This is a genomic window from Streptomyces sp. NPDC045026 (assembly GCF_056432625.1).
The window spans coordinates 54,728-77,734 of the sequence record NZ_JBWKIS010000023.1 but is presented as its reverse complement, the minus strand read 5'-3'; the positions used below and the strand labels follow the sequence as shown (position 1 = coordinate 77,734).

Annotated in this window: 23 protein-coding genes and 1 riboswitch; of the genes, 8 read left to right on the top strand and 15 right to left on the bottom strand. The window is 71.3% G+C overall.

The features are described from left to right. Positions 1–31 precede the first annotated feature (31 nt). On the bottom strand, positions 32–1,204 hold the full coding sequence (locus AC07EJ_RS34515; RefSeq protein WP_389487254.1) for an acyl-CoA dehydrogenase family protein: 1,173 nt from the start codon (positions 1,202–1,204) through the stop codon (positions 32–34). Between the two features lie 436 nt (positions 1,205–1,640). Between AC07EJ_RS34515 and AC07EJ_RS34510 the strand changes: the two genes are divergently transcribed. After that, positions 1,641–2,882 (top strand): glycoside hydrolase family 18 protein, encoded by a 1,242-nt coding sequence (locus AC07EJ_RS34510; protein ID WP_393586106.1) that lies wholly within the window; start codon positions 1,641–1,643, stop codon positions 2,880–2,882. Positions 2,883–2,945: 63 nt separating this feature from the next. Here AC07EJ_RS34510 and AC07EJ_RS34505 read toward each other — a convergent pair whose 3' ends face one another. After that, entirely contained in the window at positions 2,946–3,605 is a 660-nt protein-coding gene (locus AC07EJ_RS34505; protein ID WP_389487250.1) for a TetR/AcrR family transcriptional regulator, read from the bottom strand. A gap of 195 nt (positions 3,606–3,800) precedes the next feature. On the opposite strand from AC07EJ_RS34505, the gene AC07EJ_RS34500 reads away from it, so the two are divergent. The 3 genes from AC07EJ_RS34500 to AC07EJ_RS34490 are packed head-to-tail and all read left to right on the top strand — an operon-like array spanning position 3,801 to position 6,150. Next, positions 3,801–4,322 (top strand): DUF6230 family protein, encoded by a 522-nt coding sequence (locus tag AC07EJ_RS34500; RefSeq protein ID WP_389487270.1) that lies wholly within the window; start codon positions 3,801–3,803, stop codon positions 4,320–4,322. Next, positions 4,319–5,251, top strand: a complete 933-nt coding sequence (locus AC07EJ_RS34495; RefSeq protein WP_478885742.1) for a DUF6114 domain-containing protein — start codon at positions 4,319–4,321, stop codon at positions 5,249–5,251. The genes AC07EJ_RS34500 and AC07EJ_RS34495 overlap by 4 nt, the downstream gene beginning before the upstream one ends. Then, positions 5,248–6,150 (top strand): hypothetical protein, encoded by a 903-nt coding sequence (locus AC07EJ_RS34490; protein WP_389487249.1) that lies wholly within the window; start codon positions 5,248–5,250, stop codon positions 6,148–6,150. Before AC07EJ_RS34495 ends, AC07EJ_RS34490 begins: the two co-directional genes overlap by 4 nt. Here the strand turns inward: AC07EJ_RS34490 and AC07EJ_RS34485 are convergent. Together AC07EJ_RS34485 and AC07EJ_RS34480 are read right to left on the bottom strand one after the other, a co-directional pair. Continuing rightward, positions 6,128–6,274, bottom strand: a complete 147-nt coding sequence (locus AC07EJ_RS34485) for an SCO1431 family membrane protein (protein ID WP_107489218.1) — start codon at positions 6,272–6,274, stop codon at positions 6,128–6,130. The genes AC07EJ_RS34490 and AC07EJ_RS34485 overlap by 23 nt on opposite strands. A gap of 162 nt (positions 6,275–6,436) precedes the next feature. Next, positions 6,437–7,804, bottom strand: a complete 1,368-nt coding sequence (locus AC07EJ_RS34480) for a peptidase C39 family protein (RefSeq protein WP_389487247.1) — start codon at positions 7,802–7,804, stop codon at positions 6,437–6,439. A 201-nt stretch (positions 7,805–8,005) separates the two neighbouring features. Here AC07EJ_RS34480 and AC07EJ_RS34475 point away from each other — a divergent pair, with 201 nt between their 5' ends. Together AC07EJ_RS34475 and AC07EJ_RS34470 are read left to right on the top strand one after the other, a co-directional pair. Continuing rightward, positions 8,006–8,596: a uridine kinase family protein gene (locus tag AC07EJ_RS34475; RefSeq protein ID WP_389487245.1), complete on the top strand. Its 591-nt coding sequence runs from the start codon at positions 8,006–8,008 to the stop codon at positions 8,594–8,596. Positions 8,597–9,080: 484 nt separating this feature from the next. Further along, the gene (locus AC07EJ_RS34470; RefSeq protein WP_389487243.1) at positions 9,081–10,955 is read left to right on the top strand and encodes an AAA family ATPase; all 1,875 of its coding nucleotides are present in this window, start codon (positions 9,081–9,083) and stop codon (positions 10,953–10,955) included. 51 nt (positions 10,956–11,006) lie between these two features. Here the strand turns inward: AC07EJ_RS34470 and AC07EJ_RS34465 are convergent, their stop codons facing one another. The 9 genes from AC07EJ_RS34465 to AC07EJ_RS34425 all read right to left on the bottom strand — a co-directional run bounded on the left by AC07EJ_RS34465 (position 11,007) and on the right by AC07EJ_RS34425 (position 18,523). Continuing rightward, entirely contained in the window at positions 11,007–12,104 is a 1,098-nt protein-coding gene (locus tag AC07EJ_RS34465; RefSeq protein ID WP_389487241.1) for a hemolysin family protein, read from the bottom strand. Then, positions 12,101–13,435 carry a hemolysin family protein gene (locus tag AC07EJ_RS34460; protein ID WP_478885724.1) on the bottom strand — a complete coding sequence of 445 codons (1,335 nt, stop codon included), beginning with the start codon at positions 13,433–13,435 and terminating at the stop codon, positions 12,101–12,103. Before AC07EJ_RS34460 ends, AC07EJ_RS34465 begins: the two co-directional genes overlap by 4 nt. Positions 13,436–13,665: 230 nt before the next feature. Further along, complete coding sequence (locus AC07EJ_RS34455) at positions 13,666–14,136, bottom strand: PH domain-containing protein (RefSeq protein WP_389487237.1); 471 nt, start codon at positions 14,134–14,136, stop codon at positions 13,666–13,668. A gap of 11 nt (positions 14,137–14,147) precedes the next feature. After that, positions 14,148–14,996, bottom strand: a complete 849-nt coding sequence (hisG, locus tag AC07EJ_RS34450) for an ATP phosphoribosyltransferase (RefSeq protein ID WP_389487236.1) — start codon at positions 14,994–14,996, stop codon at positions 14,148–14,150. A gap of 83 nt (positions 14,997–15,079) precedes the next feature. Next, positions 15,080–15,352 carry a phosphoribosyl-ATP diphosphatase gene (locus AC07EJ_RS34445; protein WP_100597453.1) on the bottom strand — a complete coding sequence of 91 codons (273 nt, stop codon included), beginning with the start codon at positions 15,350–15,352 and terminating at the stop codon, positions 15,080–15,082. Between the two features lie 35 nt (positions 15,353–15,387). After that, positions 15,388–15,873, bottom strand: a complete 486-nt coding sequence (gene ribH / locus AC07EJ_RS34440; protein ID WP_100597452.1) for a 6,7-dimethyl-8-ribityllumazine synthase — start codon at positions 15,871–15,873, stop codon at positions 15,388–15,390. A 99-nt stretch (positions 15,874–15,972) separates the two neighbouring features. Further along, positions 15,973–17,271, bottom strand: a complete 1,299-nt coding sequence (locus tag AC07EJ_RS34435; protein WP_389487233.1) for a bifunctional 3,4-dihydroxy-2-butanone-4-phosphate synthase/GTP cyclohydrolase II — start codon at positions 17,269–17,271, stop codon at positions 15,973–15,975. Further along, the gene (locus AC07EJ_RS34430; RefSeq protein ID WP_478885741.1) at positions 17,268–17,912 is read right to left on the bottom strand and encodes a nicotinamide mononucleotide transporter family protein; all 645 of its coding nucleotides are present in this window, start codon (positions 17,910–17,912) and stop codon (positions 17,268–17,270) included. The genes AC07EJ_RS34435 and AC07EJ_RS34430 overlap by 4 nt, the downstream gene beginning before the upstream one ends. A gap of 2 nt (positions 17,913–17,914) precedes the next feature. Continuing rightward, positions 17,915–18,523 (bottom strand): riboflavin synthase, encoded by a 609-nt coding sequence (locus tag AC07EJ_RS34425; protein ID WP_389487231.1) that lies wholly within the window; start codon positions 18,521–18,523, stop codon positions 17,915–17,917. A 303-nt stretch (positions 18,524–18,826) separates the two neighbouring features. Then, positions 18,827–18,957: riboswitch (FMN riboswitch) on the bottom strand. Between the two features lie 280 nt (positions 18,958–19,237). On the opposite strand from AC07EJ_RS34425, the gene AC07EJ_RS34420 reads away from it, so the two are divergent. Then, the gene (locus tag AC07EJ_RS34420) at positions 19,238–19,984 is read left to right on the top strand and encodes an SDR family oxidoreductase (protein WP_478885723.1); all 747 of its coding nucleotides are present in this window, start codon (positions 19,238–19,240) and stop codon (positions 19,982–19,984) included. 19 nt (positions 19,985–20,003) lie between these two features. Here the strand turns inward: AC07EJ_RS34420 and AC07EJ_RS34415 are convergent, their stop codons facing one another. Next, positions 20,004–21,194: an ROK family transcriptional regulator gene (locus AC07EJ_RS34415; RefSeq protein WP_393586122.1), complete on the bottom strand. Its 1,191-nt coding sequence runs from the start codon at positions 21,192–21,194 to the stop codon at positions 20,004–20,006. A 140-nt stretch (positions 21,195–21,334) separates the two neighbouring features. Here AC07EJ_RS34415 and AC07EJ_RS34410 point away from each other — a divergent pair, with 140 nt between their 5' ends. Further along, a complete protein-coding gene (locus AC07EJ_RS34410) occupies positions 21,335–22,555 on the top strand; it encodes an MFS transporter (protein WP_389487225.1) in 1,221 nt (406 codons plus the stop codon). On the opposite strand, the gene AC07EJ_RS34405 is transcribed toward AC07EJ_RS34410, so the two are convergent. After that, on the bottom strand, positions 22,515–22,973 hold the full coding sequence (locus AC07EJ_RS34405; protein WP_389487223.1) for an acyl-CoA thioesterase: 459 nt from the start codon (positions 22,971–22,973) through the stop codon (positions 22,515–22,517). The genes AC07EJ_RS34410 and AC07EJ_RS34405 overlap by 41 nt on opposite strands. Between the last annotated feature and the right edge of the window lie 34 nt (positions 22,974–23,007).

Genomic DNA, 23,007 nt, shown 5'->3' with positions numbered 1-23,007 from the left:
CTGGTGGCGCCCCCGGTCAGAACGGGGCAGTTCAGCGACTTTCAGGACCGGCGAGGTGCCGGGCGATGACCATGCGCTGGATCTGATTGGTGCCCTCCACGATCTGGAGCACCTTCGCCTCACGCATGTAGCGCTCGGCCGGGAAGTCGGCCGTGTAGCCGTACCCCCCGAGCACCTGGACGGCGTCCGTGGTGACCTTCATCGCCGTGTCCGAGCACATCAGCTTGGCCATCGCGGCCTGCTTGGAGAAGGGCCGGCCCGCGTCGCGCAGGCGGGCCGCCGTCAGATACAGCGCCCGGCCGGCCTCGATCTGCGTGGCCATGTCGGCGAGCATGAAGCGCAGGCCCTGGAAGTCGGCGACGGGCCGTCCGAACTGCTCGCGCTCCCTGGCGTACGCGACCGCCTCGTCGAGGGCCGCCTGCGCCACGCCTATGGCGCAGGCCGCGATGCCGAGCCGCCCCGAATCGAGGGCGGACAGAGCGATCGCGAAGCCCTGCCCCTCGTCGCCGATCCGGCGCGCGTCGCTCACCCGCACCCCGTCGAAGTGGACCTGCGCGGTGGGCGAGCCCTTCATCCCCATCTTCTTCTCGGGCGCCGCCGCGCTCAGCCCCTCGGCGTCTCCCGGGACCAGGAACGCGGTGATGCCACGCGCCCCCTCGCCGCCGGTGCGCGCCAGAACGGTGTAGAAATCGGCGACGCCGCCGTGCGTGATCCAGGCCTTGGTGCCCGTGATCACCCAGTTGTCGCCTTCGCGGACCGCCTTGGTCCGCAGGGACGCGGCGTCGGATCCCGAGGACGGCTCGGAGAGGCAGTACGCGCCGAGCAGGCCGCCGCCGAGCATGGCGGGCAGATGCTCGACCCGCTGCTCCTTGGTGCCGAAATTGGCCAGTGCGTGACAGGCCAGCGAGTGGACGCTGACGCCGAGGCCGACGGTGAGCCGGGCGGCGGCGAGCTCCTCCAGTACCTGGAGGTAGACCTCGTACGGCTGGTCGCCACCGCCGAAGTCGGAGTCGTAGGGGAGGCCGAGCAGGCCCGACTCGGAGAGCAGTGCGAACGTCTCGCGCGGGAAGCGTCCGGCGTCCTCCTCCTCGGCCGCGCTCGGGGCGATCTCGCGCAGCACGAGTTCACGTACGAGCGAGAACAGATCCCGGGCCTCGTCCGTGGGCAGTTGACGGTCCACCGGCTGCGGGGCGCGGTCGGGCATATCGACGCTCTCCTCCCTGTCGGGCACTGCGGCGGTCGCGCGCGGGGTGGTGCGGCGGCGCCATGTTCGAGCCGCCGCCGAGGGCTCCCCTCCGGGTCTCGGACGGGCGCTGACCAGCGGCTGCGGCCCGTTGAGTATGCCCGTTCGACGGCGGCCAGTCACCAGTTAACGACCGCTTACTTCAAAGATACCGAAAAGACGGCGGCGGGGCGGCCGGGAGCGGTCCGGAGCCCTCACCGACGACCCCCGGGGTCCACGCCGGGAGCCGAGCACATTGGTCCGCACCATTGACCCCACTGGTCTAGTCCTCCTAAGGTTCCCTGCAACGTCTTAACGCGTTCATGCCAAAGACTCGTGACACGGACAGATCGCGTGACGACGCCCCCGAGGTCCACAGCAAATCCCCCCACGCTCCCCTCCCCCACGAGGAGACACGATGCTCAGACCGCACCGTCCCCGCGCCCCCTTCCGGGCGCTCCTGTCCGCCGCGTGTTGTGCCGTTCTCGGCGCCGGACTGCTCGCCTCCGCCGGCACCGCCACAGCGCAGAACGAGGTCGGCCCCCAGGCAGCCGCGGCCGGTTCGAAGGTCGTCGGCTACTTCACCGAATGGGGTGTCTACGACCGGAACTACCACGTCAAGAACATCGAGACGTCGGGCTCGGCCGACAAGCTCACGCACATCAACTACGCCTTCGGCAACGTCACCGGCGGCAAGTGCGCGATGGGCGACTCGTACGCCGCGACCGACAAGGCGTACACCGCCGACCAGGCCGTGGACGGCGTCGCCGACACCTGGGACCAGCCGCTGCGCGGCAACTTCAATCAGCTGCTCAAGCTGAAGAAGCTGCACCCGAACCTCAAGGTCCTCTGGTCCTTCGGTGGCTGGACCTGGTCCGGCGGCTTCACCGACGCGGCCAAGGACCCGGCCGGTTTCGCCCAGTCCTGCTACGACCTGGTCGAGAACTCCAAGTGGGCCGATGTCTTCGACGGCATCGACATCGACTGGGAGTACCCGAACGCCTGTGGCCTGACCTGCGACACGAGTGGGCGCGACGCCTACAAGAACGTGATGAGCGCCCTGCGTTCGAAGTTCGGCTCCAGCGCGCTGGTCACGTCCGCGATCCCGGCCGACGCCTCCGACGGCGGCAAGATCGACGCCACCGACTACGCCGGCGCCGCCCAGTACGTCGACTGGTACAACCCGATGACGTACGACTTCTTCGGGGCCTGGGACGCGCAGGGGCCGACCGCCCCGCACTCGCCCCTGACCTCGTACAGCGGCATCCCGAAGGCGGGCTACAACACCGACGCCACCATCACCAAGCTCAAGGGACTCGGCGTCCCGGCATCGAAGCTGCTCCTCGGCATCGGCTTCTACGGGCGCGGCTGGACCGGCGTCACGCAGGCGGCGCCCGGCGGCACGGCGACGGGCCCGGCGGCAGGCAAGTACGAGCAGGGCATCGACGACTACAAGGAGCTCAAGTCGAAGTGCCCGGCGACGGGCACGGTCGGCGGCACCGCCTACGCCTACTGCGGCAACAACTGGTGGAGCTACGACACCCCGGCCACCATCGCCGGGAAGATGGACTACAAGAACCAGCAGGGCCTCGGCGGCACCTTCCTCTGGGAGCTCAGCGGTGACACGACGAACGGCGAGCTGATCAAGTCGGTCAACTAGCAGTTCACACAAGGTACTTGGGGCGGGGGATGCGCGGCGTCCCCCGCCCCTTCGCGCGTCGCGTCAGGGCCGAGCGGGCGCCGGGCAGTCCGGTTCGAACTCCTCGATGACGCGCAGGGTCTCGCCGAGCAGGCGCACCAGGAGTTCGCGCACCGTGTCCCTGGCGGGCCTGCGCTCGCCGATCCAGTCGAGCGTGACCCCCTCGACGCTGCACAGCCAGCCGAGCAGCGCCATCCGCGCGACCCGGGGAATGTCGCTGCGCCCGTACGCGCCCTCGGCGATGGCGGCGATCATCGCCTCGCGCACCCCGTCCCGTATGGCGTGCACCTCGGCGTCGAAGCCGACGCCACCGCTGATGATGGTGCGGTACGCCGCCTGGTGGTGCTCGGCGTAGCGGAGATAGCCGTCGATGGTGCGGTGCACGCGGTCCACGGGCGCGAGGTCGCCGACGCCGCCCGCACGCGCGACCAGGTCGGTGACGGACTCCTCCACGATCGCGAGGTAGTAGCCGCGCTTCGACTTGAAGTAGTAGTAGATCAGCCCCTTGGCGACGCCGGCCTGCCGGGCGATGTCGTCCATCGACAGCGCGTCGTAGGACGTGTCGGCGAACAACTTCCGCCCGATGGTGATGAGTTCGGCGCGGCGCGCCACGGACCGGTCGGTGCCGCGCGCCTGCGGGCGCGCGAGACCGGGGTCCGCACCGCGCTGTTGACTATTATTCAATTTCCGCCCTAGTCTCCAACTGCCGACGGGACACCCGCGGTTCGAACCTTCCCACGCACTCCCCCTTTCCCGCGCGCTCCCCGCGCATGCGGACGATGTACGGGAGGAACAGTGAGCGAAGCACACCGGCACGGCAGAACCAACTGGAAGAAGACGGCAGTCGTGGCACTGCCGGCGGTCCTCGCGGTCGGCACGATGGCCTCCGTGATGGCGCAGGGCGCGCTCGCCGCGTCGTTCGCCGTCTCCGGCACCAGCTTCCAGGTCTCCTCGGGCAATCTGAAGAGTCAGGGGCTCTCCTCGTACGTCCAGACGGACCGGGACGTCGACGGCAAGGGCCACCCCGTGGCGCTCCTCGGGATCGGAAACGCGACACTGAGCGACATCTGCCAGGCGGCGGAGGTCAAGACCCCTGTCGGAACAGTCGTGTTCAAGCTGACGGCGGGCGGTGACGCGGGCCAGGTCACCGCGAGCAATCTCGTCATCGACGGCGAGGACCTGGTGGGCGACGCCCGGTTCGGCACGGCGGAGATCGGGCGCGACGCCTCCACCCTGGACGCGGTGAACGGAGTCCGGGGCGAGCGCGGCAAGTTCGGGCTCCAGGCGCGCGGCATCGAGGTCGCCGGGGTCAGGTCGCACGCCTGGTCCGCGACCGGCGGGAACTTCCGGCTCCGGGGCATGAAGGTCGATGTGAGCATCGGCGGCAAGAAGTGCTTCTGAGGGACGGATGGCTGGACAGACGGCTGGACGACCGGCTGCCGCTGAGAGACCTGCGCCGGGTGGTGCGCGAGTGGCGCAGGACGCGGCCGTTCTGGGCGGGGCTGCTGCTCATCCTCGGCGGCACCGAACTCCTGCTCGTGCCGTTGTCCCCGCTGACGGTCCTGGTCAGCCTGGGGCTCGGCGGGATCGCGGCGATCGGCATCGGGATCGCCCTGGTCGTCGCGGGCGGCTTCCTCTGGCTGCTGCCGCACACCCGCCACTACGTCAGCCTCAACGCCCTGATCCTGTCCGTCCTTTCGTTCGCGGCGACGAACCTCGGAGGGTTCCTCGCCGGCATGGTCCTCGGGATCGTGGGCAGCGCGATGGGATTCGGCTGGACGCCCACGCCGGAGGAGACGGCGGGGCGGACGAAAGTACGCGACCACCAGGGCACCCATACGCTCGCCGTGCTGCTGCCCGTCGTGATCATCGGCGCGTCGCTGCACGGGAACCCGGCGCGGGCGGCCGACGCGGGTGGCATCACGGCGGCGCGCACCCCGCCGACCGTGACCACGACACTCTTCGCCCCCAAGGGCTTTCTCCTCGCCGGTGTCCGTACCGTCCCCACGGCCGACGGCCCGCTGAAGGTGATGGTCCTGCGCATGGACGCCGCCTCACTGACCGACTACCGGCTGAGCACCCGTGACGGCAGCCGAGAACTCGCCCTGGGCGCCGACACGTTGGATCTCATCGGCAAAGTGACGCTCTATCTGACGAAGTTCAGCGGCTGCCTGGAGGGCATGCTCTGCCTGACCTTCACGCCGGACCGGCTGCCGGTGCCGCCCGTCGTGCCGCCGTTCGTCTTCATGACGGACGTCGACGCCGAACAGGCCCTGGTGACCTCCGACTCCATCGTGGCGGGCGGGCTGACCCTGGGGGCGCGGCCGTGATCGAGATCCAGGCGGCCCTGTTCTGGGCGTACGGCGCGGGCGCCACCTTCGCGCTGTCCGCGGGGCGTCAACTCCAGGTGTGGGAAAGGCTGAACGCGAGTGAGGGCCCGCGTACACGCAGCCGGGCGGCGAACCCGTACCTCACACTGACCCTCGCGTTCGCGTCGGTCCTGCTGGTGCCGACGGGCCTCTTCCTGCTCTGGCAGAACCCGTCGTGGGCGACCATGCACGTGGCAGGCGGCCACGGGGGCGTGTGGGCCGGGTTCGTGCTGCTGTACGCGGGCGGGATCCCGGTCGGCGCCGTGCTCGGGTTCCTCGCGGCACAGGCACTCGTCCTGGTCGGCGCGGGGTACTGGGCGTACCTCCAGTGCGTGGGCGGCTACTTCCTGCTGTTCGGGACGCTGATCCACGGCTGGGACGGGCGGGGCTACGAGCGGTTCCTGTCCCCCGGCGCCGACGACTTCACGCACTGGCCGCGGGACAGCGTGGTCAATCACGTGCTCGACTTCCTGACGTCCGGCACGTTTCTCGCGCTGCTCGTCCTCGGTGCGGCCGTGATCGGCACGATGCTCCTGACGGAGATCGGCTGGCTCGTCGAGGGATGGGCACTGCCCGGCGCGGACGAGGACCGCGGGGTGCCCCGGGTGGTCGCGGTGGCGATCGCGGGGGCCGGTGTGTACGGGCTGCCGTTCGCCGGGGCGCTGGCCGCGAGCGTCCTGGTGCGGCTGGCGGGGGCCTGGGCCGGGCTGCCGCTGTTCGCGGTGCTCGCGGGGCTCGTCCTGTTGCCCCGGCGCTCTCCCGTGCGATGGCTCTACGGGCTCGTGGGGCTCCCGGACCGGCACTGGCGCGTCGAGCCGGGCGCCGGGGAGAGCCCGGTCACATCAGTCCGGCCTGCGTGACGAACATGGCGAGGACCACGACGAAGGTCCAGCCGAGGACGTGCTCAAGGATCTTGGGCCCGTTGTCCTTGGGGCCGCCGGTGCGGGTCCGGGCGGCGCGGTTCGTGGCGGTGGTCGCGGTCATGGCATCTCGCTGAGGTCGTCCGGCAGTGGCATCCCCCCACTGACCCGTCCACCATGCCACCGCCGCGACCGCCTGTGGGCGAGAGCTTGGTCACGCACCGCTTCGGAACGCGGCACGCCACGGCCCCTCCCGGACACGCCGGGAGGGGCCGTGGCAGGTTCCTCAGCGGACACCGACCGCCTGGAGCGCGCTGCGCTGCTTCGGGGTCGGGTGAGCCGGGAAGTACAGGTAGCAGACGCCGCCGGTGCCGGACACGACGCTGCCACTGGCGTTGTACCTCTTGGTACGGAGCCAGATTTTTTCCCACTCGGCCCTCTTGTAGACGCGGCGCACGGCCGTGTCACTCGGCGACGCCGGGTCGTTGGCGATCACGTCGCCGTCCGCGGTGAAGCCGATCACCGTCATGAGGTGTCCGGACGTCCCGTAACCCGCGCCCGTCAGCTCCTCCTTGAGGAACGACTGAGACGTTATGGCCGGGATCCCCGCCGCGATCAGGGTCTCCAGATCACCGAGCGAGCCGAGCCGCGTGACGACTCCCTGAAGATCCTTGTACGTCGCCGCGTAGGCCGCGTTGAAGGGCCAGTTCCCGCAGCCCTCGTACTGGTAGTCGTACGTGTAGCGGGCCGCGTGGCAGACCTGCGGGTCGGCGTAGTCCGGGTTGACCCAGGAAAGGTCGCCCGAGGAGGGCTCGCGGCCCCAGTATTCGACGATCATCTGCGAGGACGTGGGGCTGCACCAGGCCTCGCCGCCGTTGTCGTACTCGGGGTACTGGCCCGCGTGGATGCTCTGCGAGTAGCGCGGAACGGCCAGCTCCTTGGCGAGCCCCGGCTTAGAGGCCGGGACCGAGAAGCGGTCGGGGACGTCGGAGCCCATGGCGCCGAGCCGCCACACGAGGGGCGCGGCCTTGGAGCCCGGGGCGCGGTACAGGGTCAGGCGCAGACGGTAGGAGACGAGGCGCAGGCCCGAGGCCGCGTCGTCGATGGAGAAGGTGTCCGTCCAGATGCTGGACTTGCCGTCCGACTGGTCGTCGACGGAGGTCCGCCGGATGTCCTGGTCGCCGGCGGCCCAGCGGCCCATCACGTACCAGGGCGTCGCCGCGCCGTCGGAGTACGTGCCCTGGAGCTCGATCTGGATCCAGGTGCCGGCCGGTGTCCGCGCGTTCCAGGAGGCGATGACCTCCGTGGCCGGCACCGACAGGCGGTGCGCCGGGGAGGTCCACCGGCCGTACTCCCAGGTGGCGGTCTTGCCCGTGTGCGGATCCGTGTAGTCGGTGCGGCCCTCGGGGGTCGCGAGCGTGAGCCCGGGGCGGGACCCGGCGACCGCGCGGGTGCCGGCCGCCGTTCCGGAGCGCCAGTCCGTGTGCGAGGTCCAGGCGTGGTTGTCCACGAGGCGCGGGGCCGCGTGAGCTCGCGCGGGTGCGCCGGTGTCGGCGACGGCGGGACCCGCGGTCGTGGCGAGCGCGGCGACGCCCGCGGTGGCCGCGGCGGCGGTGAGCAGGGTTCTGCGGGACAGAGGTTCGGGTCGGGTCATGGGCGGGGCTCCCCCAGTCGACGAGATATCCGTAAAGGGGCGGGTGAGGTGCACGACAGTGCGCCAACTATGGCCGGTACCCGCTGACTTCCACCAGCGTTTCCGGTCCGGTCGTCACTACCAATATTGGCCTGTACCACTGGCATGACCTGCGGCGGCGCGCGGGAAACCGGCCGGGCGCCTCCCGTACCCTTGCGGGCGATGACCTTCCAGCACCTGCCGCTCCCCCGGCTCGCCGCGACCCTGCGCGCCCTGCCGCCCTCGTGCGGGCCGGTCCGGCTGATCGCCGTCGACGGCCATGCGGGCTCCGGCAAGTCGACGTTCGCCGCCCGGCTCGCCGAGGCACTCGGGCAGGCGCCCGTCCTGCACCTCGACGATCTCGCCAGCCACGACGCCCTCTTCGACTGGACGGCGCGGCTGCGCGAGCAGGTCGTCGATCCGCTCTCCCGCGGCGAGAGCGCCCGGTACGAGCCGTACGACTGGAACACCCGGCGCTTCGGCACACCGCGCGCCCTGGCGCCGGCGCCCGTGGTGCTGATGGAGGGCGTGGGCGCGGGCCGACGCGCCGTACGGCCCTTCCTGGCGCGGCTGTTGTGGATGGACATGCCCACCGAGGTGTCCTGGGAACGGGGGCGGCGACGGGACGGACCGGCGCAGCGCGAATTCTGGGACGGTTGGATCCGTGCGGAGCGCGCGCACTTCGCCGACGACCCTTCGCGCCCCTTCGCGCAGACATTGGTACGTGAGTGTCCAGAGGGCTACGAGGCACGTCAGGCACCTCCCGGGGCCTGACTTCCGACGCCTTCCGTCACTCACCGTGAGGGTCGGTCGGCAGCGCGCTGCCCCCTCCTGAGCCGCCTTCCGCCAGTTTCCGCGAGTGCCTCAACTCGGCTTGACCGAGGGGCCGTACAGGACTTACGTTCTGAATGTGCGGCCTTACGGGGTCGCCGGCAGACGCGAAGCCCCCGGTTGTTCCCCCGTGATCGGGGGCTTCGTTCTGCCCTGTTCACCCTTTCAGGGGTGCGTTGAGCCCCGATTCGTTCACCCTCGGTCACCGTCCGGCCCCGCCCCCACCTGCGCCGCCCCTCCCGGATCCGGCCCTGCGGCGCCCTCGGCCGACGACTCCTGCGCAGGTACGATGCCTTTCGGTGCGGCCTACGGACGGCTCGCGGTCCGCACCGTGACAACTCCCGTCCACAGCACATCGGTTCGGCGCAGGAGCCGGCGGGCACCGGCCCGGCGGAGCACCACGGGGGCACGGTTTGTGGGGGACGTGATGGACTTCGGCACACAGGGCTCGCCCGGCCCGGCCGACCTCGCCTGGGTGCGTGGCGTGGACGCCTACACCATGGGCGCCTATCCGCAGGCCGAGGAGGAGTTCCGGGCCGCGGTCCGGATGGATCCCGGCATGGCCGACGGCTGGCTCGGGCTGCACGCCTTACGCATCGACACGACGACGGCGCTGCTGCGCATGTTCCGGCACCGCGACCGGTTCGGCGAGCAGCGCACGCGGCACCGGCGCACCCTCAACTCCTGGTACTGGCTCGGCTGGTGGGTGCAGCCCGTCCTGGAGCGGCCGCGCGATCTGCTGCTCGCGCACGCGTCGCACTGGCTCGACGGGCGCCATGTCCCGGACCTGGACGGGGCGTTGGCGACGCTGCCGCGCGTGGACGCCGATCCGCAGGTGCGGTTCCTGCACGCCTGCCGCGCCTACCTCGTCAAGGACTGGGAGCAGCTGGTCCGGCACACGGACCCGCTGCTCGACGACGGGCTCCTCGGCATCGAGGCCGGGCTCTTCGGCGGGATGGCCCGGGTGCGCCTGGAGATGTACGGGCAGGCAGAGCCGCTGCTGTCCGCCGCGCTGATGCGCTGCCGGAGCGAGCAGCCCCAGCGCAAGGAGCTGCGCTACTGGCTGGCCCGCGCGCACGAGGGCACCGGCCGCTCCGCCGCCGCGCTCCCCCTGTACCGGGCCGTGCACCGCGTGGACCCCGCCTTCATGGACACCTCGGCCCGCCTCGCGGCCATCGCCGAGAGCGACGGCTACGGCGACTTCGGCGACGGCACGGACCTCAGTCCCCTCACCCTGACCGGGCTGGGCCAGGATGTGCTGGACGGCTCCGAGTCGATGGATCCTTTGTACGAGGGCGACGGCCGGGACCTGAAGGTGAGCGAGCCCGATCTGCCGCCGCCCGGCGCCGTGCCCGCCGAGACGGACGCGGTCCGCGAGAAGGCCGTCGTACCGATCACGCCGCAGCTGCCGGCCGGGCCCGCCGACCCCGCGCTCCTCGAGGAGGCCCTCGCCGAGCTGGAGCGGATGGTCGGCCTGGAACCCGTGAAGCGGCAGGTGAAAGCGCTCTCGGCGCAACTCAACATGGCGCGTCTGCGGGCCGGGCAGGGCCTGCCCGTGCAGCCGCCGAAACGGCACTTCGTCTTCTCGGGCCCCTCCGGCACCGGCAAGACCACCGTGGCCCGCATCCTGGGGCGTGTCTTCTACGCGCTCGGGCTGCTCGGCGGCGACCATCTCGTGGAGGCTCAGCGGGCCGACCTGGTCGGCGAGTATCTGGGCCAGACGGCCGTGAAGGCGAACGAGCTGATCGACTCGGCGATCGGCGGAGTCCTGTTCGTCGACGAGGCGTACGCCCTGTCGAACTCGGGCTACGGCAAGGGCGACGCGTACGGCGACGAGGCGCTTCAGGTTCTCCTCAAGCGCGCCGAGGACAACCGGGACCACCTCGTGGTGATCCTCGCGGGCTACCCCGAGGGCATGGACCGCCTCCTCGCGGCGAACCCCGGACTGTCCTCGCGCTTCACGACGCGGGTCGACTTCCCCTCGTACCGGCCCCTCGAACTCACCGCGATCGGCGAGGTGCTCGCCGGGGAGAACGGTGACGTGTGGGACGAGGAGGCCCTCGACGAGCTGCGCTCCATCAGCGGACACGTCGTCGACCAGGGCTGGATCGACGAACTCGGCAACGGAAGGTTCCTGCGGACGCTGTACGAGAAGTCGTGCGCCTACCGGGACCTGCGGCTGACGGGGTACGCGACCACACCGACGCGGGACGATCTGTCGACGCTGCGGCTGCCCGATCTGATGCAGGCGTACGGCGAGGTCCTCTCGGGGCGCGGGCCCCAGGATCCGTCGGCGATGTGACACGGCGAAGGGGCGGGTCCGAAACGGGACCCGCCCCTTCGCCGTGTGCCGTCAGCCGGCCAGCGCCTCCTCGGGCGCCTCGGCCCGCGGCTCCGCCACCCTTGTCCCGGGCGCCGGAGCGTCCCGGTGCGCGGGGTCACGGACCTCGCCGACGAGCATCTCCAGGACGTCCTCCAGGGCGACCAGGCCGAGGACCCGGCCCGAGGCGTCGGCGACCTGCGCCAGGTGCGTCGCGGCACGGCGCATCACCGTCAGGGCGTCGTCGAGCGGGAGTTCCGCGCGCAGCGTCGTCATGGGGCGCCAGATCTGCTGCGGCACCGCGCGGTCGTGGTCGGCGGAGTCGATCAGGTCGAGGACGTCCTTCACATGCAGATAGCCCATGAAGGCGCCCCCCTCCGCGCAGACGGGGAAACGGGAGTAGCCCGTGCGGCCGGTCAGCTCGATGACCTGGCCGGGGGTGACCGAGGGGCCGACCGTGACGAGGGACGCCCGGTCGAGCAGGACGTCGGTGACCGGGCGCGAGCCCAGCTCCAGGGCGTCCCCCAGGCGTTCCTGCGCCTCGGGTTCGAGCAGCCCCGCCTGTCCGGAGTCCTCGACGAGACGGCCGAGCTGCACGCTGGTGAAGACCGCCTCGACCTCGTCCCGCGGCTCGACCCCGAACAGCTTGAGCACGAGCCGGGCACAGGCGCCGAGGGCGATGGTGACCGGCCGGCACAGCCGGGCGAAGGCGACGAGGCCGGGGCTGAACCAGAGCGCGGTCTTCTCCGGCGCCGCCATCGCGAGGTTCTTCGGGATCATCTCGCCGATGACGAGGTGGAGGCTGACGACGGCGGCGAGCGCGATGACGTAGCCGAGGGGGTGGATCGTTCCTTCGGGCAGGTGCATCGCCTCGAAGAGCGGCTCCAGCAGCTGGGCGACCGTCGGCTCGGCGACCGCGCCGAGCGTCAACGAGCAGACGGTGATGCCGAACTGGGCCGCCGCCATCATCTGCGGCAGGTGCTCCAGGCCGTACAGGACCTGTCGGGCCCGCTTGTTGTCGATCGGCTCGATCTGGCTGCGGCGCACGGAGACCAGGGCGAACTCGGCGCCCACGAAGAAACCGTTGGCCAGCACGAGGAGGAGGGCGAAGAAGAGCTGGAGCGCGCTCATCGGGCCGCCTCCGCGAGCTGGACGGCGTCCGCTGTCCGTACGATCCGGACGCGCTCCGCGCGGTAGTGGTCGACCTGACGCACCGCGAGCCGCCAGCCGGGCAGCTCGGCCCGGTCACCGGGCGCCGGGATCCGGCCGAGCAGATCGGCGACGAGACCGGCGACGGTCTCGTACGGGCCTTCCGGGACGTCGAGGCCTATGCGGCGCAGGATGTCGACCCGGCAGCTGCCGTCGGCGTCCCACGCGGGGCGGCCGTCCTCGGACGGGGCGAGCGCGAGCTCGGGCAGGTCGAGTCGGTCGTGCTCGTCGCGGACCTCACCGACGAGCTCCTCGACGATGTCCTCCAGGGTCACGACCCCGGCCGTACCGCCGTACTCGTCGACGACGACGGCTATGGGCTGCTCGCTGCGCAGGCGCTCCAGGAGGGGCTGCACGGGCAGCGTCTCCGGGACGAGCAGCGGGGCCTGCGCGATACGGCTCACGGGGGTGCGCAGCCGGTCGTGCGCGGGCACCGCGAGGGCGTCCTTGAGGTGCACCATGCCGACGATCTCGTCGATCCGCTCGCGGTAGACCGGGAAGCGGGAGAGGCCGGTGGCGCGCGTGAGGTTCACGACGTCCTCGGCGGTCGCCGAGGCCTGGAGCGCGCTGACCTTCACGCGCGGCGTCATGACGTGCTGGGCGGTGAGCTCCCCGAGGGACAGGGTGCGGACGAAAAGGTCCGCCGTGTCCTGCTCCAGGGTGCCCGCCTGCGCGGAGTGCCGGGCCAGGGAGACGAGCTCGCCGGGGGTGCGGGCCGAGGCCAGCTCGTCGGCGGGCTCGACGCCCAGGGCGCGTACTGCGCGGTTGGCCACGGCATTGAGCAGGGCGATCACGGGCCGGAAGAGGCGCGAGAACGCGTGCTGGGGGCCCGCGACGAACCGTGCGACCTGGAGCGGCTTGGACACCGCCCAGTTCTTCGGCACCAGCTCGCCGATCACCATCTGCACCGCGGAGGCCAGCAGCATGCCGACGACGACGGATACGCCTCCGACGGCTCCTTCCGGGATGCCGACGGCGGTGAAGGGCCCCGCGAGCAGCGTCGCGAGCGCCGGTTCGGCGAGCATGCCGACGACCAGCGAGGTGATGGTGATGCCGAGCTGGGTGCCGGAGAGCTGGAAGGACAGCTCCTTGAGGGCGTTCACGACGGTACGGGCCCGTCGGTCGCCGTCGGCCGCTGCCTTCTCGGCGTCGGCGCGCTCCACCGTGACGAGGCCGAACTCGGCCGCCACGAAGAAGCCGTTGGCCAGGATCAGCAGGAATGCCGCTCCGAGGAGCAACAAGGGGATGGTCATGCCGCCGCCTCCGCGCACACACAGCGCAATTCGGTCGCGCTAGGTCGGGAGGGGGCGGCGCATGTACTGCAGGACGAACCGTCCATCGCCGGAGGGAGTCACTCCTCGGGTAGCAGGAAACCCCCGGGGCCCTGGCGGACCCGTCGTCGGGGGCGGGGCGGCGATGTGCGCGCGCCCGCCACCAGATTAATCAAGACAGGGGTGGAAGCGTCAGGGCGTGCGGCCCTGAGTCAGCCCTGAAGTTCCCCGGATCGCCCGGATCCCCCCGAAAACACAGAACGGGCCTCGGTGAGGGCGCGCAGGGCACGCGCGTCGGCGAGGGCACGCTCCTTGGCCATGGCGGGCTGGATGCCCATGACCGCAAGGCTCGTGCCGTCGCTGAGGTTGAGGAACACCCAGGGGTCGCCGGGCCGCAGGGTGACCTGGACGATCTCCGCCCAGGACAGGCGGCGGCTGCGGGCGATGTTCACCACGGTGACGCCCTCGTCGTCCGCCACGACCTTGGGCCGGGCGAGCAGGACGAGGCCGCCGGCGAGGAGCGCCCCGGTGAAGATGAAGGTGAGGCGGTCGCCGGGGTTGAGGCCGCCCAGCATGAGGGCGATGGCCGTGAGAGTGACGAACATCGCTCCGCCGAGGCCGAGCAGGACGGCCCGGGTGCGGGCCGGCCGGAAGGTGACGGGCAGCGTGGGGACTTCGGACATGACGGCGGTCCTCAGAGGCGGCAGGCGTGGATGGCCGTGGTCAGGATGGCCCGCGCGCCGAGGTCGTACAGGTCGTCCATGATGCGCTGGGCGTCCTTGGTGGGGACCATCGCGCGGACGGCGACCCAGCCCTCGTTGTGCAGGGGCGAGATCGTGGGCGATTCGAGACCGGGGGTCAGGGCCACGGCCTTCTCCAGGAACTCGGCGCGGCAGTCGTAGTCCATCATCACGTACGTCCTGGCGACGAGGACGCCCTGGAGGCGGCGCAGGAACTGCTGGACCTTGGGCTCCTCCGTGGCCGCGCCGGAGCGGCGGATCACGACGGCCTCGGACTTCATGATCGGTTCGCCGAAGACCTCGAGGCCCGCGTTGCGCAGGGAGGTGCCGGTCTCGACGACGTCCGCGATGACCTGGGCGACACCCAGCTCGATGGCCGTCTCGACGGCGCCGTCGAGGTGGACGACGGACGCGTCGACGCCTGACTCGGCGAGGTGCTTGGCGACGATGCCCTCGTAGGAGGTGGCGATCGTCTTGCCCGCGAGGTCTTCGAGGCCGGACACGGTGCCCGGCTTGGCGGCGAAGCGGAAGGTGGAGCGGGCGAAGCCGAGCGGCAGGATGACCTCGGCGTTGACGCCGGAGTCGATCAGCAGGTCCTCGCCGGTGATGCCGATGTCGAGCTTGCCCGCCGACACGTAGATCGCGATGTCCTTGGGCCGCAGGTAGAAGAACTCCACCTCGTTGGCCGGGTCGACGAGGACGAGCTCCTTGGACTCCTTGCGCTGCTGGTATCCGGCCTCATGGAGCATCGCCGACGCAGGTCCGGACAGTGAACCCTTGTTGGGGACGGCGATGCGCAGCATGAGGTCGGATTCCTTTGCGTGAAAGTGCGTGTGAGTCGTGAAAGAGAGGTGTGACGGGTGCGGCGGTGAACCGGGCGTCGGCTCTAGAGGTGGGCGTAGACGTCGTCGAGGGAGATTCCCCGGGCGACCATCATCACCTGGACGTGGTACAGCAGCTGCGAGATCTCCTCGGCAGCTGCCTCCTTGCCCTCGTGCTCGGCGGCCATCCAGACTTCGGCGGCCTCCTCGACGACCTTCTTGCCGATGGCATGGACGCCCTTGTCCACCAGTTCGGCGGTGCGGGACGTCGCGGGGTCGCCGTTCTTGGCCTTGAGCTGAAGCTCGGCGAAGAGCTCTTCGAAGGTTTTGTTCGCCATGATGGTCCTAAGACTACGGGGTTACGCCCGGCCACTCAGCGCCAGGGTTCGCTGACCGAGCGCAGTGTGGCCGCGGTGGCGACGGCCGCCGTGACGGCCTCGTGGCCCTTGTCCTCGTTCGAGCCCTCGATTCCGGCACGGTCGAGGGCCTGCTCCTCGGTGTCACAGGTCAGCACGCCGAAGCCGACGGGGACACCGGTGTCGATCGTGACCTGGGTCAGCCCCATGGTGACGCCCTGGCACACGTACTCGAAGTGCGGGGTGCCGCCGCGGATGACGACGCCGAGGGCGACGATCGCGTCGTAGCCGCGGCCCGCGAGGACCTTGGCGACGACGGGGAGTTCGAAGCTGCCCGGTACCCGCAGGAGGGTCGGCTCGTCGATGCCGAGCTCGTGCAGGGCGCGCAGGGCGCCGTCCACGAGGCCGTCCATCACCTTCTCGTGCCACTGTGCCGCGATGACGGCGACGCGCAGGTCACCGCAGTTGCGTACGGACAGTTCGGGTGCGCCCTTGCCACTCACGTTGCTCCTCAGTGCTTGTGTGGTGCTGATGTCGTGCTGTGTTCGTTGTGCTGTGTGCGGTGATTCGGTGTGCGGTATGTCGCCCGAAAGGGGTACGGGCTACTGGTTCGCGCAGGTCGTGGTCGCGGGGGCGTCCAACCAGGGCAGGTCGTGGCCCATCCGGTCCCGCTTGGTGCGCAGGTAACGGAGGTTGTGCTCGCCCGCCTGGACCGGCATGGACTCGCGGGCGGCGACCTCGAGGCCGTGCCGCACGAGCGCGTCGGTCTTGTCGGGGTTGTTGGTCAGCAGGCGCAGGCTGCGCACGCCGAGGTCCTCGAGGATCTGGGCGCCCGCCGCGTAGTCCCGCGAGTCGGCCGGCAGGCCCAGTTCCAGATTGGCGTCCAGCGTGTCGCGGCCGCGCTCCTGGAGCTCGTAGGCGCGCAGCTTGGAGAGCAGCCCGATGCCGCGCCCCTCGTGACCACGCAGGTAGACGACGACGCCGCGCCCCTCCTCGGTGATGCGCCGCATCGACTCTTCGAGCTGGGGGCCGCAGTCGCAGCGCAGCGAGTGGAAGACGTCGCCGGTGAGGCACTCGGAGTGGACCCGGACGAGGACGTCCTTGCCGTCGCCGATCTCGCCGTGGACGAGGGCGACATGCTCGACGCCGTCGACCGTGGAGCGGTAGCCGTACGCGGTGAAGGCGCCGAAGGCGGTGGGCAGATTGACCTCGGCCTCGCGGCGGACGGTCGGCTCGGAGGAGCGGCGGTAGGCGATCAGGTCCTCGATGGAGATGATCGTCAGGCCGTGCTTGCGGGCGAACGGGATCAGTTCGGGCAGGCGGAGCATCGTGCCGTCCTCGCCCGCGATCTCGACGATCGCCCCGGCGGGGCGCAGGCCCGCGAGCCGGGCGAGGTCGACGGCGGCCTCGGTGTGGCCGTTCCTGACCAGGACACCGCCGGCCTTGGCACGCAGCGGGAAGATGTGGCCCGGCCGCACGAAGTCGCCCGCCTCCGCGGTGCCGCCGGCCAGGAGCTGGAGCGTGGTGGCGCGGTCGGCGGCGGAGATGCCGGTGGTCACGCCGTGCGCGGGGCCCGCGTCGACGGAGACCGTGAAGGCCGTCCGCATCGACTCGGTGTTGTGCTCGACCATCTGCGGCAGCTGGAGGCGCTCCAGCTCGTCGTTCTCCATGGGAGCGCAGATCAGCCCGCGGCACTCGCTCATCATAAAGGCGACGATCTCGGGGGTGGCCTTCTCGGCCGCGATGACGAGGTCTCCCTCGTTCTCGCGGTCCTCGTCGTCGACGACCACGACGGGGCGGCCGTTCGCGATGTCGCGGATCGCCTGCTCGACGGGGTCGAGCGACAGGTCCGAGGTGTCCTCGTCGTGCGCGGTGCTGTACCAAATGGGGGCCGTGGTCATGCCGGTGCTCCTTCCAGGGCGGGCTGCGAGGCCGAACGGGACCGCAGCCACCAGTCGCGCATGCCCCACAGGACGAGCGCGCCGTAGATCACGTAGACGAAACCGGAGAAGGCGAATCCGTTGGCGAAGTTCAGCGGTACGCCCACCAGGTCGACGAGCAGCCAGGCGAACCAGAACTCGACCATGCCGCGCGCCTGGGCGTACATGGCGACGATCGTGCCGACGAAGATGTACGCGTCCGGCCAGGGGTCCCACGACAGCGTGGGGAATGCGGTGAAGAGGCCGCCGACCGCGAGGGTGCCGAGTGCGGCGGCGCCCAGCAGGAAGCCGCGCTCGCGCCAGGTGGCGAACCGGACGGCGAGGGAGCCGTCCTGGGCCCTGCCCTTGCCGCGGTTCCACTGCCACCAGCCCCACGCGGCGACGACGATGACCACGAGCTGCTTGCCCGCGCTGCCCGAGAGGTGGGCGGTCGCGAAGGCCGTGAGGAGGATGAGGCCGGAGACGAGCTGCGCGGGCCAGGTCCAGATCGAGCGGCGCCAGCCGAGCGCCAGGGCGACCAGACCGACGGTGTTGCCGATCATGTCGGACCACATAATGTGCTGCCCGAAGAGCGTGAACGCCTCGGAGTTCAGCCAGTTCAGGCTCACTTGGTGGCCTCCTGGGCGCGGTCGCCGAGCAGCCGCTCGACGTACTTGGCGATGACGTCGACCTCGAGGTTGACCGGGTCGCCGGGCTGCTTCAGGCCGAGCGTGGTCAGGGCGAGGGTCGTGGGGATGAGGCTGATGGTGAAGTAGTCGGGGCCCGCGTCGACGACCGTGAGGCTCACTCCGTCGACGGTGATGGAGCCCTTCTCGACGACGTAGCGCGCGAGGTGCGCCGGGAGCGAGACCTTGACGATCTCCCAGTTCTCCGACGGCTTGCGCTCGACGATGCTGCCCGTGCCGTCGACGTGTCCCTGCACGATGTGTCCGCCCAGGCGGGCGCCGACAGCGGTGGGGCGCTCCAGGTTGACCCGGGAGCCGACCGCGAGGGCGCCGAGGCTGGACCGGTCGAGGGTCTCCGCCATGACGTCGGCGGTGAACTCGTCGCCCTCGTGCTCCACGACCGTCAGACAGACGCCGTTGACGGCGATGGAGTCGCCGTGCCGGGCCCCTTCGGTGACGACGGGGCCGCGCAGCCTGAAGCGGGAGGCGTCGCCGAGTTCCTCGACGGCAGTGATCTCGCCCAGCTCTTCGACGATTCCGGTGAACACTTCAGTGCTCCTTCGCTGCAGGGGCCGCGGGGCCGACAAGGGTGGCGGTGAGGCGCAACGCCTCAGGGCCGGCGGGGATTCCTGAAGGAGCGAAGGACGCGTGCGGGCGCACGGCTGCTCGCCGGGCGGGCACTGCGGAAGTGGGGGCCACCGGGTCCTCCTGCCTCTTCGGGCACGGACTCCGGGGCACTGTCGCGATACGGCGACAGAACGTACGGGCGAGGACACCGAGGCCGACGCCGAATGAGACCTGTCCCTGAGGACATGTCGAAACAAACGGCGGCGCGCACGAATGCCCGCCCGCCGCGCACTGCCTCCCATCCGGACTTTAACCGTCGGTCCAGGAATTTCACCTGGTCAACCGGCCGCTGGAAGCGACCGGGTCGCGGACTGTAACCGCCGGTTCGGACTTTCACCGACCCCGGAGTGCGCTGCTTCTGGTACAGGGCCAGTGTGCCACGTCCTCGCGTGGGCCAAACGGGTGATCGCCTGTGGGCTGGCTCACAGGACGTGTGCGTGGACTCGCGCAGCGTTCCGGGCGGTCGCCTCTGCCCGCGCAAGAGCGTGACGATCGCAACCGCCGAGGCGGGCGAATTGTCGGCGGAATCCTGAGGCGCCTCGCGGGCGATGTCACATTTTCGCGCCGTCACCAGTCTCACCTGGCGAGGGACGTTCCGTCGTGGAGCGTCCGGTGTGCGAAGGAGCTGAAGTGCGATGACCACGATCCTGGTGACCGGCGGCACGGGAACCCTCGGCAGGCTCGTCGCCGAGCGGCTGCGCGCGGACGGGCACGAGGTGCGGGTACTCAGCCGGCATGCGCGGCCGTACGCGGTGGACCTGCGGAAGGGCGGGCCCGGCCTGGACGAGGCCGTCGCGGGTGTGGACACGATCGTGCACTGTGCGAGCACGCCGCGCGGCGGTGACGAGGAGGCGGCCGGGCATCTGATCGAGGCCGCGCGACGGGCCGGGGTGCCGCATCTGCTGTACATCTCGATCGTGGGCGTGGACCGGGTGCCGCTCGGCTACTACAAGGCCAAGTACGCGGTCGAGAAGCTGATCGAGGAGTCGGGTCTCGGCTGGACGGTGTTGCGCACGACGCAGTTCCACGACCTGGTGTTCCAGGGCGTTCAGGCGCTGGCCAAGCTGCCGGTGGTGATCCTTCCGGCGGGGGTCGCCGACCAGCCGGTCGAGGTCGCCGAAGTGGCCGACCGCCTCGCGGAGTTGGCGACGGGCGGACCTGCGGGACGCGTGGCGGACATGGGTGGTCCCGAGGTGCGTACGGCGCCGGATCTGGCCCGCGCCTATCTGCGCGCGAGCGATCGGCGTCGGCCGGTCCTCGAGGTGCGCCTGGCCGGGAAGACGTACAAGGGCATGCGGGACGGCGGGCATCTGACGCCCGGACGCGCGGCGGGCAAGGGCACGTTCGAGGATTTCCTCGCACGGCGGTTCCCCGCGAGCTGATCCAGGTGCGTGCGCGGGGTCAGCGACCCGCCGGCGCGAAGACGTCGTCCTGCGCCCCGTCACGTGCCATGAGCAGCGCTCCTCGCAGCACCGCGCCGCCGCCGAGCGCGCTCGGGCGCACCTCGGTGGGCAGGGGGGACATGGCGGCGAGGCGGGTGGCGACCAGGGTCGCGAGGCGGTCGCCTCCCGCGCGGCCGACCTCGCCGCCCAGGACGAGGCAGCCGGGGTCGAGGACGGCGACGACGGAGGCGGCCCCGAGGACGAGCCGGTCGGCGAGTGCGTCGAGGAAGCGGGCGGCGGGAGTCCCGGGCTCCGCCCGCACGGCTTCGCGCACGAGCGCCGCGGCGGCCGGCTCCCCCGGTGCGGCCGAAGGGCCCACCAGGCCGTGGGCGCGGGCGAGTTCGGCGATGGCGGCGGATCCGGCCAGCGAGTGGAAACCTCCGTCGCACCCGGTCGCGGACGGGAGTCCGGACGTTCCCGGCACGGGCAGGAAGCCGATCTCGCCGGTGCCGCCGGAGGCCCCGCGGCGCAGGACGCCGTCGAGGACGACCGCGGCGCCGATGCCGTGGCCGAGCCAGAGCAGGGCGAACGTGCCGCGGTCGCGCGCGGCGCCGTCGCGCTGTTCGGCGAGGGCGGCGAGATTGGTCTCGTTCTCCACTAGGACGCGGGCGGGCAGGCGTTCGTGGAGGGCGGCGACGAGGCGGCGGTGCCACTCGGGCAGGCCGGAGGAGTCGCGGAGTTCGCCGGTGACGGGGTCGACGAGGCCGGGGGCGCCGATTCCCACGGTGTGCAGGGGCTCGGCGCCCGCCTCTTTCGCGGTGCCCTCGACCAGGGCGACGGCCCGTTCGACGGCGGGGCCGGTGCCCTCCTCGCCGCCGATGGGCGCGGACGCCTCGGCGAGGACCGTGCCCACCAGGTCGGCGACAGTCAGGGTGACGCCCTCGGTGCGGACGTCGAGCGCGGCGAGATGGGCGAGCCCGGAGACGATCCCGTGGAGCTTGGCGTTGGGGCCGCGGCGCTGGGCTCCGGCCTCCCCGACGACCTCTATCAGGCCCCGGGCCGTGAGCCGCTCGACGAGGTCGGCGACCGAGGGCCGGGACAGGCCAGTGAGTTCCTTCAACTGTCCGGCCGTCAGGGGCCCTTCGCTCTGGAGGAGGCGCAGTGCGAGCCGGTCGTTGATGGCCCGGGCGGTACTCGGTGATGCGGGCATGGCGCGGATCCTTCCAGATCGCCTTCGCTGCCGGGACCGGGGCCGTGCGGGGAGACCGGTGGGAAACCGACTATTTATCAGGCAGGGTTCCTGATAGTTTACGCCAGCAGCCTGGGGACGGTATCGGGAGGGCACGTCGAATGAGTGAAGTCGCTTACGGACCAAGGGAGTTGAAGCGTGCCCGGATCGCGGTCGCGACCGTCTTCTGCGTCCATGGAGCGGTCACCGGGTCGTTTGCGACCCGGGTGCCCTGGATCCAGGAGCACGCGGGAGTCAGCGCGGGCCAGCTGGGACTCGCACTCGCCTTCCCCGCGCTCGGCGCCTCGGTGGCGATGCCGCTCGCGGGCCGGGTGAGTCACCGGTTCGGCGCGCGCACGGCGCTGCGCGGGCTGCTGGCCCTGTGGACGCTCGCGCTGATCCTGCCCTCGCTCGCGCCGAATCTGCTCGTGCTGTGCGTGGCTCTCTTCGCGTACGGCGCGTCGGCGGGCATGTCGGACGTGGCGATGAACGCACTGGGGGTCGAGGTGGAGAACCGCCTCGACCGGTCGATCATGTCCGGCCTGCACGGCATGTGGAGCGTGGGTGCCCTCATCGGTTCGGCGGCCGGCACGCTGGCCGCGCACCTCGGCTCCGACGCCCGGCTGCACCACCTGCTAGCCGCGGCGACGCTGACGGTCATGGGCTTCATCGCGTGCGCAGGCGTGCTGGACCTGCGCCCCACGGAGGACGAGGAGCCGCCACCGCGCTTCGCGCTGCCGCCCAGGTCGGCGCTGCTGATCGGCGCGGTCGGCTTCTGCGCCGTGTTCGCCGAGGGGGCGAGCCTGGACTGGTCGGCGGTCTATCTGCGGGACGTCCTGGACACCTCCGCCGGCCTCGCGGCCGCGTGCACCACCGCGTTCACGCTCACGATGGCCGTGGCGCGGCTCGTCGGCGACAGGGTCGTGGACCGGTTCGGCGCGGTGCGCACCGTGCGGGTCGGCGGGGTGGGCGCCGCACTCGGCGGACTGCTCGTGGTGGTGGCGCCGAACCCGGCGGTCGCGATGGCCGGTTTCGGCCTGATGGGCCTCGGGATCGCGGTCGTCGTGCCGCTCGCCTTCGCGGCGGCGGGGCGCAGTGGACCCAATCCGAGCCAGGCCATCGCGGGCGTCGCCACCATCACGTACACCTCGGGCCTCGTCGCCCCTTCCGCGATCGGGACGCTGGCCGACGCGACGAGCCTGGTGGTGTCGTTCGGCCTGGTGACGTTCCTGGCGTGCGGGCTCGCGGTGTTCGCCGGGGTGCTGCGCACGGGGGACCGGACCCGGACGAAGCAGGCCGAGGTCAGTCCTGCGAGCGCAGGAGCTCACGGCCAAGGGTCCTGAACATCTCGCTCCAGGGGGCGGGGCGCAGGGTGGCCGGGTCGAGGCGGACGAGTACGCGGGTGCCGTGGGCGTAGGTCGTCCCGCCGTCCGCCGAGCAGAAGCGGAAGCCGTACGTCAGGCCGGTAGTGCCGAGCCGGTCCAGCCAGAGGTGCACGGCGTACGCGCCGGGGCGGTTGACCGGCGCGTCGTACGTGATGCGCAGTTCCTTGACCGCGTTGCAGAAGTCGCCGGCCGCCACCCAGTCGCCCTCGAAGACGAGGCCGCGCTCCGCCCACAGCGCGGTCCAGGCGCGCTCGGCCAGCACCGGGTAGCGGGCGTTGTGGAGCAGGCCGAGCGCGTCGAGGTCGTCGAAGTGGACGGCGACGGGAACGAGCTGCCCGTAGGTCCGGGCAGGGCGGGCGAGGGCTTCGGCTGTCACGGGTGGGGCTCCTGGTGCGGCACTGATGCGGTAC